Source organism: Cupriavidus sp. CP313 (assembly GCF_054072015.1).
This window is the reverse complement of record NZ_JBSVZB010000013.1, coordinates 58,629-70,503: the sequence shown is the minus strand read 5'-3', so window position 1 is coordinate 70,503 and position 11,875 is coordinate 58,629. Positions and strand designations below refer to the sequence as shown.

Here is an 11,875-nt window from a genome sequence, read left to right as displayed (position 1 = left end):
CGATCAGCCTGGCGTGGTGCCGACGCCTTCGCGCTGCAGCAAGGCGCGCTTGCGGTCGATGCCGCCGGCGTAGCCGGTCAGCGCCCCGGCACTGCCCAGCACGCGATGGCAGGGCACGATCACCGACAGCGGGTTGCGTCCCACCGCGCCGCCGACTGCGCGCGCATGCGTGGGCGGCAGGCCCAGGGTGCGGGCCAGTTCGCCGTACGACGCGGTCTCGCCGCAGGGGATGGCCAGCAGCGCCTGCCACACGCGCTGCTGGAACGGGCTGCCGGCAAAGCGCACCGGCACGGTGAAGGTATCGCGGCGGCCGGCGAAATATTCGGCCAGTTCCGACGCGGCGCGGTCGAGCACTGCGGCATCGGCCGGCGGCACGTCGCGGCTGTCGGCAATGCCCGCGGGGTGGTATTTCTGCCCCGCGAAGAAGAGGCCGGTCAGGTGTGCGCCTTGCGCGCGCAGCAGGATGGTCCCGAGCGGGCTGTCGATATGGCGATAGCTGGTCATGTGATCGTCTCCGGTTCGGCGGCGCCGCTGGCCGCGTCCTTCATCGCTTCATAGCGATGCCACAGGTGGATGGCGGCGTAGGCACGCCACGGCGCCCATTGCGCGGTGCGCTCGTGCATCGCGCGCACGGTACTGACGCCCAGCACCTTGCGCAGCGCATAGTCGGTGCCGGGGAACGCATCGGGCCAGCCCAGCGCGCGCATGGCGACATACTGCGCGGTCCAGTCACCGATGCCGTCGACCTCACGCAGCGCCGCCACGGTCTGCTCCGGCGGCGCGTGCGCATCGAGCGCCAGTGTGCCGTCGGCCACGCGCTGCGCCAGCGCCAGCAGCGTGCGCGCCTTGCCTGCCGACACCCCGGCATCGCGCAAGCTTTGCTCTGGTAGTGTGGCAATGGCGGCGGCAGTCGGGAACGTGTAGCGCAGGCCGTCCGGGGGCGTGCCGTCCAGCGCCTGCCCCGCGTGCTGCGCCAGCGCGCCCAGGATGCGCCGCGCCTGCACCACCGAGATCACCTGCCCCACCACCGCGCGCACCGCGATCTCAAAGCCATCGACGCTGCCCGGCAGGCGCACGCCCGGCATTGCCTCGGCAAGCTCGCCCAGGTGCCGGTCCACCACGTCCGGGCGGCAGCCCAGGTCGCACAGGCGGCGCACCTTGCCCAGCGCCTGCGGAATCACGCGCGCCAGCGAGGCCGACAACGTCACGCGCAGCACCAGCCGGCGCGGCACGTGTTCGATCCGTACCCAGCCGGTGTGCGTGCTGCCGCCGGCATCCACCAGCAGCGTGCGCATATAGGTGCCGTCCCGGATGGCCTCGATGCCGTCCACCGCGCGGGTAGCCAGGAAGCGCAGCCATGCGTCCCAGGCATACGGCGGGCGGTAGCCCAGGTCGAACACCAGCCGGTCGGCCACGCCGTCGGCGGCGCGGCGGCGCAGCGCCAGCGGCGTCAGGCCGTAGCGTGTCTTCAGCACATCGTTGAAGCGGCGCACACTGCCGAAACCCGCCGCCAGCGCCACTTCGGTCACCGGCAGCGCGGTGTCGGCCAGCAAGCGCTTGGCCAGCAGCAGCCGCTGCGTCTGCGCGTACTCCAGCACCGACACGCCGAACTGCGCATCGAACAGGCGCCGCAGGTGGCGCTCGGTCACGCCGATGCGCGCTGCCAGTGCGGCAACGCTGCCTTCCGCCATGAAGCCCTCATCGATCAGCGTGGCCGCGGCCTGCGCCAGCCGGCCTGAAATATCGGCCAGCCCATGCCCGGGTGCCAGCTCCGGACGGCAGCGCAGGCAGGGGCGGAAGCCATGCTTCTCCGCCGCGGCGGCGCTCTCGTAGAAGGTGCAGTTTTCGCGCTTGGGCGTGCGTACTGCGCACACCGGCCGGCAATACACGCCCGTCGACGACACGCCCACGAAGAAGCGTCCGTCGAAGCGGCGGTCGTGCGAGGCCACGGCCTTGTAGCAGGTATCGGGATCGAGGTGCATGACGGCATGCTACCGCTACCTGCAAGCGCTTACCCGCTGGATTCGGACATTTCCCTCTGGCGCGCAGGCGTGGGCTGCGGCACAGTTCCTGGTAGTGGCGGCGGCTAGAATGCGCTTCGTGCCTCACCCACCAACTCACTGCCACCGCCCGCCCGGAGACGCCATGCGCCGCACTGCCCTGCACCTGTCCTTGCTTGCTTCGCTTGCCTGCACACCGGCGTTGGCGCAGCCGGTGCAGACCGCCCCCGCGGCAACGCCTGCCAGGGCCACGCAGGTGGCGTCGGTCGAAGGCATCACCGAATACCGCCTGCCCAACGGCCTGCGCATCGTGCTGGCACCGGACGCGGCCAAGGCCACCACCACCGTCAACATCACCTACCTGGTCGGCAGCCGCCATGAGAACTATGGCGAGACCGGCATGGCCCACCTGCTCGAGCACCTGCTGTTCAAGGGCACGCCATCGCTGCCGGGCAAGACCATCCCGACCGAGTTCGCCCGGCGCGGCATGAGCGTGAATGGCACCACCGCGCAGGACCGTACCAACTTCTTCGGCACCTTCAGCGCCAACGACGACAACCTCGACTGGGCGCTGCGCATGGAGGCCGACCGCATGGTCAACAGCGTGATCTCGCGTGCCGACCTGGACAGCGAGATGACGGTGGTGCGCAACGAGATGGAAATGGGCGAGAACAGCCCCGGCCGCATGCTGATGCAGCAGACCATGGCCGCCGCCTACCGCTGGCACAACTACGGCAAGGCCCCGATCGGCGCGCGCAGCGACGTGGAGCAGGTCAGCATCGACAGCCTGCGCGCCTTCTATCGCCGCTACTACCAACCCGACAACGCGGTGCTGGTGGTGGCGGGCAAGTTCGACCCTGCCGCCACACTGGCGCGCGTCGAGCGCTACTTCGGGCCGATCCCGCGCCCGCAGCGCGTGCTGCCGCCCGAGCATACCGTCGAGCCCGCGCAGGAAGGCGCGCGCGAACTGGTAGTGATGCGCCCCGGCGACAACAGCCTGGTCGCCGCGCAATACCACGTCAGCCCGGGTGCGCATCCGGACAGCACGGCACTCTCGCTGCTGACCATCATCCTCGGCGACACGCCGGGCGGGCGGCTGTACAAGGCGCTGGTCGAGCGTGGCCAGGCCGTGTCGGTCGGCACCGCGCTCTATGCGATGAAGGACCCGGGCGCGCTGCTGCTCATGGTCGAGACGTCCAAAGACCAGCCGCTCGCGGCCGCGCGCGCCGGGCTGATCACGCAGGTCGAGGGCTTTGCCGAGGCGCCCGTGACCGAGGCCGAGCTGGAACGCGCGCGCGTGCGCATGCGCAACGCGTACGAGCACTACATGAACGATCCCGGCGCGCTCGGCGTGGCGCTGTCCGAGGCCATCGCCAAGGGCGACTGGCGCCTGTTCTTCGTGGCGCGCGACCGCATCGAGACCACCACGCTGGCCGACGTGCAGCGCGTGGCGCTGAACTACCTGCAGGCATCGAACCGCACCGTGGGCGTGTTCCTTCCCGTCGAGCAGCCGTCGCGCACGCAGGTGCCGCCGGCGCCCGATGTCACGGCCATGGTCAGCGGCTACCAGGGCAAGCAGCCGATGGCCGCGGTCGCGGCATTCGATCCCAGCCCCGCCAATATCGAGGCCCACACCACGCGCCAGACGCTGGCCAACGGCATGCAGCTGGCGCTGCTGCCCAAGCCCGCGCGCGGTGAAGTGGTGCACGGCGCGCTGGTGCTGCGCATGGGCGACGCGCAGAGCCTGCAGGGGCTGACCACGGTGGGCGCGCTGACCGCCTCCATGCTCCGGCGCGGCGCGGCTGGCATGGACCGCCAGCAGATCGCCGACCGCATCGAGGCGCTGCGCGCGCGCGTCGGCATCTCTGGCGGCTCTGAGCGCGTGACCGTCAGCTTCGAGACGCGCCGCGCGCACCTGTCGGAACTGCTGGCCCTGCTGCGCGACCTGCTGCGCGCGCCGACCTTCCCCGAGGCGGAGTTCGAGACGCTGCGCAAGACCAGCATCGCGGATATCGAAAGCATCCAGCGCGAGCCGGGCGTGATGGCGTCCAACACGCTGGGCCGCCATGGCGACCCCTACCCCGCGGGCGACCCGCGCCATGCGCGCACCTTTGCCGAGAACATCGCCGACCTGCAGGCCGTCACGCTGGCGCAGTTGCGCGACTTCCACGCGCGCTTCTACGGCGCGGGCCATGCGCAGCTGAGCCTGGTGGGCGACTTCGATGCACCGGCCGCAGCCGCGCAGGCAGCGCAGCTGTTCGGCGACTGGGGCGCGCAACAGCCCTACGCGCGCGTCGAGCGCCCCTATGTGCCGATCCCGCCGGCGGAGTTCACGCTGCCCGCGCCGGGCAAGGCCAATGCCATCTACCTGGCCGCCGCGCCGATCGACCTGACCAGCGACGCGCCGGACTATGCGCTGATGATGATTGCCAACCGCGTGCTCGGCGGCGCCAGCCTGCGCAGCCGCCTGGCTGACCGGCTGCGCCAGCGGGAAGGCCTGAGCTATGGCGCGAGCAGCTGGGTGCAGGTGGGCGCGCTCGACCGCGCGGGACGCTTCGGCCTGCAGGCGCAATACGCTCCGCAGAACCTGCCGCGCCTGCAACGCGCCGTGACCGAGGAGCTGGAGCGCTTCGTGCGCGACGGCATCACCGCGCAGGAACTGGCCGAGGCCGTCAGCGGCCTGCTGCAGCAGGGCATGGTCAGCCGCAGCAACGACGCCGCGCTGGCCGGCGCGCTGGCCAACCAGCTCTACCTGGGCCGCACCATGGCCTTCACCGCCGAACTCGAAGAGCGCCTGCGCAACGCCACGCCGGAAACCGTCAACGCGGCCATTCGGCGCTACATGCAGCCAGGCACGCTGTCGCGCGTCTATGCTGGCGACTTCAGCGGCGCACCGGCGCCGGCGGGCGCAACCGGCAGCGGAAGTGGCTCCGGCGCGGCCGGGAGCACAGGCAACGAAGCGGCCGGCGCGGCACCGCTGGCGCACCCCTGACATACGCGGGAAACAATATTCGGCTGCACTGGCGAAAGGCCGCAGGCGCGGCCAGCGCAACATCGCTGCGGCAAGACAGGGAGCGGTTGGCAGGCGTCCGGTGCAAGCCCCTTGCCGCGACCCCGGGTTGACTGTATATTCGTACAGTATAAGTCGATATAAGAGGTGTGGATGTCAATCGTGCGAGCTGGCAGCAAGGCAGAAGCGCTCAGGCTTCTGGCCTCGGAAGGCGTGCTGGCGCTTGAGCTGGACTACGAGACAGGATGGCAGGATGCCGTCGAACTCGGCAGGCTCGGAGAAAAGCGCGGTATCAAGGTGCAGTATCGCGGACAAGAAAGCATCGCCGTCCGTTCCCGCGAAGCCCTGATCGAAGGGCTGGCCAAACCCAAGGCCACGTTCCGTCAACGCAATCTCTATTGCCAGTTCGATCTCGGCACGCTGGCGGACCATGAACTGCTCGACCTCGAGGCCAAGGCCACGCGGCTCGGGGACTATATCCTCGCCGGCCACCTGCTGCGCGATGTCGATGGCGTGTGGCCGCAATAAGCGGCTTGCGCGCACGCCAGGCCACTAGAAGAGAAAAAGCCGCCATGCAGGCGGCTTCCGTCACATTGCGCTGATCACGTTCTTCGTGCCCAGTGCCCGGTCAATGCCACACCCGCGTGGCGTTGGCCCAGCGCGCCGCGCACGACTGCGCCACGGCCGCGTCGATCGTTTCGTTGGCGGCCTCCGCCGCCGGCACCGCCGCGGCAGTATCCAGCGCCGCGCGCCACAGCACCGCCGACACCAGCGTCTTGCATTGCCGCCGTTCGCCATGCGCAAGCGCCAGCAGCCGCTCATAGCCGTCCAGCACGATCAGCCGGTCGCCGCGGCGCGGATGCAGCGACAGCGTGTAGAGGTGGTCAGACTCGCATTGCAGGCTACCGCCGCTGACCGCGACCACGATTGCACCCGGCAACGCAATGCCGCTGGCCTGGACCTCGCCACGCAAGCGCGCCAGGTGCGCGTGCGCGCGTGGATCGCAGGTGCCGCCCACGCCGCCCGCCATCTCTGCCGGCAGCGCGCTGAGCGCCATCAGCTCAGCCGGCGACACCGCCAGCGTGTAGGCCTGCAGCGTGGGACGATAAGTTGCCACCACGGCGCGCAGCCGGTGCGGCGCGTCGCCATCATGCCCTGCCTGCAGCGGGCCGTCCGGCCCGCGTAACTGCATCGTGTTCATGTCGACTCCTGCCGCGCCGGGCGGTTGCATGGTCAGTCGCGCAGCAGTTGCTTGGCGATGATGATTTGCTGGATCTGCGTGGTGCCTTCATACAGGCGCAGCAGGCGCACGTCGCGGTAGAAGCGCTCGGCCTTGTATTCGGCGATATAGCCGGCGCCGCCGTGGATCTGCACCGCGCGGTCGGCCACGCGGCCCACCATCTCGGTACAGAACATCTTGGTGCACGAGGCCAGCATGCTGACTTCCGGATCGCTCTTGCCGGCGGGCTTGGCGTCATAGCGTTGCGCGCAGTCGCGCACCATCGACAGGCCGGCGTAGAGCTCGGCCTGGCTGTCGGCCAGCATGGCCTGGATCAGCTGGAAGTCGCCGATGGGCTTGCCGAACTGCTTGCGTTCCCTGGCGTAGGCCACCGCGTCCGTGATCAGGCGATGCGCCATGCCGCAGGCCAGCGCCGAGATATGCAGGCGGCCGCGGTCCAGCACCTTCATCGCGGTCTTGAAGCCCACGCCCGGCACGCCGCCGATGATGTTGGCGGCCGGCACGCGCACGTTCTCAAGCACCACGTCGCAGGTCTTGGTGCCGCGCTGGCCCATCTTCTTGTCCGGCTTGCCCAGCGAGATGCCCGGGGTGTCGGCCGGCACGATGAAGGACGAGATGCCCGAAGCGCCCGCACCGCCGGTGCGCGCCATCAGCGTGAATGCGCCGGCGCGCGGCGCGTTGGTGATGAAGCGCTTGGTGCCGTTGATGACATAGTGGTCGCCATCCAGCTCCGCCCTGGTCTGCAGCGAGGCCGCGTCGGAACCCGCATTGGGCTCGGTCAGCGCGAACGAGATGATCAGCTCGCCGCTGGCGATGCGCGGCAGGTAGTCCTGCTTCTGCTCCTCGGTGCCGTCCATCAGGATGCCCTGCGAGCCGATGCCGACGTTGGTGCCGAACACCGAGCGGAAGGCAAAGGCGGTATGGCCCAGGTCGTAGACCACATCGCATTCCTGCGACATCGACAGGCCGATGCCGCCGTAGTTCTCGGGGATGGAGATGCCGAACAGGCCCATCTCCTTCATGTCCGCGACGATCTCGGCGGGCACGTCGTCGGTTTCCTCCAGCGTGTCTTCGGCGGGCTTCAGGCGTTCGTCGATGAAGCGCTGCACCGAGGCGCGCAGCAGGGCAAAGGATTCTTGGTCAAGGGCCATGGTGATTCTCCGGGTCAAGCCAGTCCGTCAGTCTGGCCGCCTATGGTACGCCGGTCGCGCGATTTGACAATCCACTGAAACCTGGACAGAAGCGTCAATATAATTTGACAATCGTAGCCGGCCTCAACCCCATGTAGCGGATAACAGGCCCGCCACGCCGATGGCCAGCGCCGCCAGCGCATCGCCCGCGATCAGGCCACCACCGACCAGCGATGCGGTGCTCATGTCCTGCGGCAAACCCCGGGCCGGCCTTGCGGGCCTGGCCACGGCAGCGGCCAGGCCCGCCACCACGCCGCCGGCCGCCATCCACCCGGCCGCCGCCAGGTTGACGAAGCCACCGAATGACGACGCATAGGGCGAGGGCAGGATCACCGCATCGAGCAGGAAATCCGCCACCCGCCCGCGCCGGCTGGCTTGCGCAAAGCGCTGCCACGCCGGCCGCCCGAGGATGGCCTTGCGCAATACCGCGGTGGCAAGGCCGAGCGCCAGACCCGTTGCCACCGCCACATGCTGGCCGGCACGGCTTTGCGCCAGCCCGTGCAGCACGCCCACGATCTTGTATGTCATGGCCGAGGTCCAGCGCGCCGGCTGCTGGTCGGCCGGCAGGCTGGTCTGGTCCAGCGCCAGTACCGGGTAGGCATGCATGAACAGCCGCGCCATCGCCACCGCAACCAGCGCACCCACGACGATGCCCGCCACCTGGTAGCCGAACTGCACCATGCGGTCGCTGCCCAGGCGCCAGCCGGTGGAGCGGTCCTGCTGCATGTCGCTCGCCTCGGCCGTGGCCACCAGCAAGACCGTGGCGGCAATCAGCCCGACATGGGGCGCGCGCAGCCCGGCGGCGGCCATCAGGATCACGGACAGCACGAAGGCGGACGAGATCGGGTTCTGGTCGACCATGCCGACCGAGATGCCGTTGACCAGGGCAAACACCAGCACCAGCAGCACCGCCATCAGCTGGAAGCCCAACGGCTGGCCGAACCAGGCCACGCCCGCCGCCACCGTGGCCGCGCCCCACAGCAGCGCCCAGGCCGCCACCCAGCCCATGCCCGGCCCGCGCCGCGGCGCAGGGTGCCGCTGCTTCCGCCCTGCACGCCACTGGCGGCACGCCTGCGCAAGCAGCAACGCCACATCGACGGCGGCCGCCCCCATGATCATGCCCAGCGCCACCAGGAAGGTGGCCTTGCGATAGGGCTCGCCAGGCGCCATCCAGCCCGCGGCGACAAACCACGGTGTCATGGCCCAGCCCGCCAGCCCGCCCACCAGCGCGGCAATGCCCACGCGCGCGCCGACAATCATCCCGGCGCCGAAGGTTGCGGCCGACAAGTCCAGCACCGCCAGCCACGGCACGCGCGCCGCGCCCAGGCCGCAGCCCAGGCCCAGCGCCGTGCCGCCCCCAAGCCGCGCCACCGAGCGCCGCAGCAGCGCCGGATCGGTCAGGGCGCGCAGGATATTGGCCACGGCCAGCCCCGACGGAAAGGTCAGCTGCATCCGGTCCACCAGCAATGGCGTGTACAGCATGCCCACACCCACCCCGAACATGCCGATGCACAGCATGTACAGCACCAGTTGCCACAGCGGCGGCTGCGCCATGCCCAGCCACGCCATCGCCTGCAGCACCACGGCCATGCCGCCCATGCCCGCCACCGACGCCGCCGCGGTCTGGATGTAGTTGGCGCCGTGGCGCCCGGGCGCGCCATAGCCGGCGGTCACCACCGAGCCGAGGATGCCCGCCAGCACCTGCCCGCCAACAAAGAAGCCCAGCGAGAAATTCATATACGCGGCAGCGATGCCGCCCAGCGGCCCCAGCACCAGCATGCCTGCCGCGCCCAGCAGCACGTGGTACTGCCAGCTGCCCGGCGAGGGCAGCCAGGTGGCGCGGGGTGCGGCATCGGTCGGGAGCGTGGGCATGGCGCAGCGAGCGGGCTGAGGCAGTGTGCCTCTTGCGAAGCATAGGCCAAGGCCGCCCTGCGGCGATGTGCGACTTGTCTCCAACTTTCGCCGGACGGCCGATGCCCGGCCGGGTTTACACTAGTTTCGTACGCAACCATCTGGTCGATATAGTTGCGTACACAACTACATCGCAGAGACACCACAGCCCCGCCATGCCAGACTCCACCGCACCCCACGCGGCCGTGCCACCGGCACCGCCGCCCTCGTCATCGCGCCCATGGCCGCAGCGCGTGCCGGTACTGATTGCCGGCGGCGGCCCGGTCGGCCTGACGCTGGCCGCGCTGCTGGCGCGCCAGGGCATTGCCGCGCTGGTGGTGGAAGCCGACGACGGCTACTGCGCCGGCAGCCGGGCCATCTGCATGGCGCGGCGTTCGCTGGAGATCCTCGGCTGGGTGGGCGCGGACCGCACCACCGTCGAAACCGGCCTGCCGTGGGTGGGCGGGCGTAGCTACTACCGCGATGCCGAGGTGCTGCATTTCCGCATGCCCAGCGAGCCCGGCGAGCGCTTTGCGCCGATGGTCAACATCCAGCAGTACTACCTGGAGGCCTTCGCCCATGACGCCGCGCTGCGCGGCGCCGCGCCAGCGGATGTGCGCTTCGGCGCGCGCGTGCAGGCAGTGCGCCAGCACGGCAGCGGCGTCGTGGCCGAGATCCAGACAGGCGAAGGCGTGGTGCAGGTCGACGCGCAATGGCTGGTGGCCTGCGACGGCGGGCGCAGCACCGTGCGCGAGCAACTGGGCCTGCGCATGGAAGGCACCCAGTACGAAGGCCGCTACGTGATCGTCGATATCGTGCAGAAGACGCGGCGCGAGGTGGAGCGGCTGGCCTGGTTCGACCCGCCTTCCAACCCCGGATCGACCATCCTGATGCACCGCCAGCCTGACGATGTCTGGCGCATCGACTACCAGATCCGCGACGACGAAGACCCCGACCAAGCCGTCAAGCCGGAGAACGTGCTGCCGCGCGTGCAGAGCCACCTCGACATGATCGGCGAGACCGAGCCGTGGCGGCCGCTGTGGATCTCCATCTACAACGCCAAGTGCCTGACCTTGCAGGACTACCGCCACGGCCGCGTGCTGTTTGCCGGCGACGCCGCGCACCTGGTGCCGATCTTTGGCGTGCGCGGGCTCAACTCCGGGCTGGACGATGCCGGCAACCTCGCCTGGAAGCTGGCGTGGGTGCTGCGCGGCCAGGCGCCCGACAGCCTGCTCGATTCCTATTCGACCGAACGCGTGCATGCCACGCGGCAGAACATCGCCTACGGCGCCAAGAGCACCGAGTTCATGGCACCGCCCGACTTCGCCTTCCGGCTGATGCGCGAGGCCACGTTGCGGCTGGCGCAGCACCAGCCCGCGGTGCGGTCGCTGATCAATCCGCGGCAGTCGGCGCCGATTGCCTATACGGATTCGGCGCTGAACGGTCCCAGCGACTTTGGCGACGACTGCCCTGGCGCCGCGCCCGGCATGCCCGCGCCGGAAATGCGCGTGGCTGGCCCCGACGAGGTCGGGCACCTCACGCAATGCTTCGGGCAACGGTTCACGTTGCTGTACTTCAGCGATGCGCCCACGCTGCCCGAACCGCTGGCCGCATTCGCGCACGCGCATCCGGACGCCGTGCAGGCACACGTGGTGGTCACCGGCGGCAACCTGGCCGGCGCCGCGGCGCTGGCCGACGTCGCAGGCCAGGCCCACGCCCGCTACGGCGCACGACCCGGCACGCTCTACCTCATCCGTCCCGATGGCTATGTACTGGCACGCTGGCGCGAACCGTCATGGGACGCCGTGCGCGCCACCCTCGCCCCCCTGATGCAAACCGGAGCCCGCCATGCAAGCTGAAGACCTCGACCTCGCCTACACCCGCCTGTGCGAGGCCATGGGCCGTGCCGGCGAAGCGCGCACCCCGCTGCTATTGGCAATGGTGTGCCTGGGCCTGATGAGCCGGCAGGAGGCGCTAGCGCCGGTGCTCGCGCTGATCGGCGAAGCCGAGGCGCACAGCCAGCAATAGCGAACATAGGACTCTACAATGCCGACGCCTGACAAGGACACGCCATGAAGCCACTGCCACGCCTCGACCAGTTCCTGACCTACCGCCTGCACCAGGTCAACAAGCTCAGCGACAAGGACAGCGCCGCCGCCTACCTGGAGCAATGCGGCCTGCTGCTCAGCGAGGGCCGCTGCCTGGCGGCGATCGGCGCCTTTGCGCCGCTGTCGGTCAATGAGCTGGCGCAGGGCGCCAACCTGACCAAGGGCCAGGCCAGCCGCTCGGCGCAGGCACTGGTGGCGCGCGGGCTGGTCAGCAAGGAGGCCAGCGAAGCCGACGGGCGCGGCGTGGTGCTGTCACTGACCGCGCAGGGCAAGCCGCTGTACCGGCAGGCGATTGCGATGATCGCCAAGCGCAATGCGGAGATCTTCGGCTGCCTGAGCGACACCGAACAGGCGCTGCTGGGCAGCCTGCTCGACCGGCTGGTCGCGCACGCCGGCCAGCAGGACGAAGAAGGCGCCGAAGACGCCGGCGCCTGATC

Annotated in this window: 10 protein-coding genes; 5 read left to right on the top strand and 5 right to left on the bottom strand. The window is 69.9% G+C overall.

Annotated features, from left to right (window positions below; all coding sequences use genetic code 11):
• Positions 1 to 3: 3 nt before the first annotated feature.
• Positions 4 to 504 (bottom strand): methylated-DNA--[protein]-cysteine S-methyltransferase, encoded by a 501-nt coding sequence (locus tag ACW4E8_RS18685; protein WP_456805877.1) that lies wholly within the window; start codon positions 502 to 504, stop codon positions 4 to 6.
• Positions 501 to 1,982 (bottom strand): AlkA N-terminal domain-containing protein, encoded by a 1,482-nt coding sequence (locus tag ACW4E8_RS18680; protein ID WP_456805876.1) that lies wholly within the window; start codon positions 1,980 to 1,982, stop codon positions 501 to 503. Before ACW4E8_RS18680 ends, ACW4E8_RS18685 begins: the two co-directional genes overlap by 4 nt.
• Positions 1,983 to 2,145: 163 nt before the next feature.
• On the opposite strand from ACW4E8_RS18680, the gene ACW4E8_RS18675 reads away from it, so the two are divergent.
• Positions 2,146 to 4,992 carry a M16 family metallopeptidase gene (locus tag ACW4E8_RS18675; protein WP_456805875.1) on the top strand — a complete coding sequence of 949 codons (2,847 nt, stop codon included), beginning with the start codon at positions 2,146 to 2,148 and terminating at the stop codon, positions 4,990 to 4,992.
• Between the two features lie 171 nt (positions 4,993 to 5,163).
• Positions 5,164 to 5,538: a hypothetical protein gene (locus ACW4E8_RS18670; RefSeq protein ID WP_010811174.1), complete on the top strand. Its 375-nt coding sequence runs from the start codon at positions 5,164 to 5,166 to the stop codon at positions 5,536 to 5,538.
• Positions 5,539 to 5,638: 100 nt separating this feature from the next.
• Here the strand turns inward: ACW4E8_RS18670 and ACW4E8_RS18665 are convergent, their stop codons facing one another.
• The 3 genes from ACW4E8_RS18665 to ACW4E8_RS18655 all read right to left on the bottom strand — a co-directional run bounded on the left by ACW4E8_RS18665 (position 5,639) and on the right by ACW4E8_RS18655 (position 9,312).
• Entirely contained in the window at positions 5,639 to 6,211 is a 573-nt protein-coding gene (locus tag ACW4E8_RS18665; RefSeq protein WP_456805874.1) for a hypothetical protein, read from the bottom strand.
• 32 nt (positions 6,212 to 6,243) lie between these two features.
• Entirely contained in the window at positions 6,244 to 7,401 is a 1,158-nt protein-coding gene (locus tag ACW4E8_RS18660; RefSeq protein ID WP_456805873.1) for an acyl-CoA dehydrogenase family protein, read from the bottom strand.
• A 123-nt stretch (positions 7,402 to 7,524) separates the two neighbouring features.
• Positions 7,525 to 9,312, bottom strand: coding sequence for an OPT/YSL family transporter (locus ACW4E8_RS18655; protein WP_456805872.1), 1,788 nt, complete (start codon positions 9,310 to 9,312; stop codon positions 7,525 to 7,527).
• 194 nt (positions 9,313 to 9,506) lie between these two features.
• Between ACW4E8_RS18655 and ACW4E8_RS18650 the strand changes: the two genes are divergently transcribed.
• Genes ACW4E8_RS18650 through ACW4E8_RS18640 form a run of 3 tightly spaced genes read left to right on the top strand, consistent with a single transcriptional unit; the run spans position 9,507 to position 11,873 of the window.
• Entirely contained in the window at positions 9,507 to 11,189 is a 1,683-nt protein-coding gene (locus ACW4E8_RS18650; protein WP_456805871.1) for an FAD-dependent oxidoreductase, read from the top strand.
• The gene (locus tag ACW4E8_RS18645; protein WP_456805870.1) at positions 11,179 to 11,358 is read left to right on the top strand and encodes a hypothetical protein; all 180 of its coding nucleotides are present in this window, start codon (positions 11,179 to 11,181) and stop codon (positions 11,356 to 11,358) included. The genes ACW4E8_RS18650 and ACW4E8_RS18645 overlap by 11 nt, the downstream gene beginning before the upstream one ends.
• A gap of 44 nt (positions 11,359 to 11,402) precedes the next feature.
• Positions 11,403 to 11,873, top strand: a complete 471-nt coding sequence (locus ACW4E8_RS18640) for a MarR family winged helix-turn-helix transcriptional regulator (protein ID WP_456805869.1) — start codon at positions 11,403 to 11,405, stop codon at positions 11,871 to 11,873.
• The last annotated feature ends 2 nt before the right edge of the window (positions 11,874 to 11,875 follow it).

Bases quoted from the DNA above. Each gene is read 5' to 3' on its own strand.
- ACW4E8_RS18685 (WP_456805877.1), bottom strand. From the start codon at position 504: ATGACCAGCTATCGCCATATCGACAGCCCGCTCGGGACCATCCTGCTG.
- ACW4E8_RS18680 (WP_456805876.1), bottom strand. From the start codon at position 1,982: ATGCACCTCGATCCCGATACCTGCTACAAGGCCGTGGCCTCGCACGAC.
- ACW4E8_RS18675 (WP_456805875.1), top strand. From the start codon at position 2,146: ATGCGCCGCACTGCCCTGCACCTGTCCTTGCTTGCTTCGCTTGCCTGC.
- ACW4E8_RS18670 (WP_010811174.1), top strand. From the start codon at position 5,164: ATGTCAATCGTGCGAGCTGGCAGCAAGGCAGAAGCGCTCAGGCTTCTG.
- ACW4E8_RS18665 (WP_456805874.1), bottom strand. From the start codon at position 6,211: ATGAACACGATGCAGTTACGCGGGCCGGACGGCCCGCTGCAGGCAGGG.
- ACW4E8_RS18660 (WP_456805873.1), bottom strand. From the start codon at position 7,401: ATGGCCCTTGACCAAGAATCCTTTGCCCTGCTGCGCGCCTCGGTGCAG.
- ACW4E8_RS18655 (WP_456805872.1), bottom strand. From the start codon at position 9,312: ATGCCCACGCTCCCGACCGATGCCGCACCCCGCGCCACCTGGCTGCCC.
- ACW4E8_RS18650 (WP_456805871.1), top strand. From the start codon at position 9,507: ATGCCAGACTCCACCGCACCCCACGCGGCCGTGCCACCGGCACCGCCG.
- ACW4E8_RS18645 (WP_456805870.1), top strand. From the start codon at position 11,179: ATGCAAGCTGAAGACCTCGACCTCGCCTACACCCGCCTGTGCGAGGCC.
- ACW4E8_RS18640 (WP_456805869.1), top strand. From the start codon at position 11,403: ATGAAGCCACTGCCACGCCTCGACCAGTTCCTGACCTACCGCCTGCAC.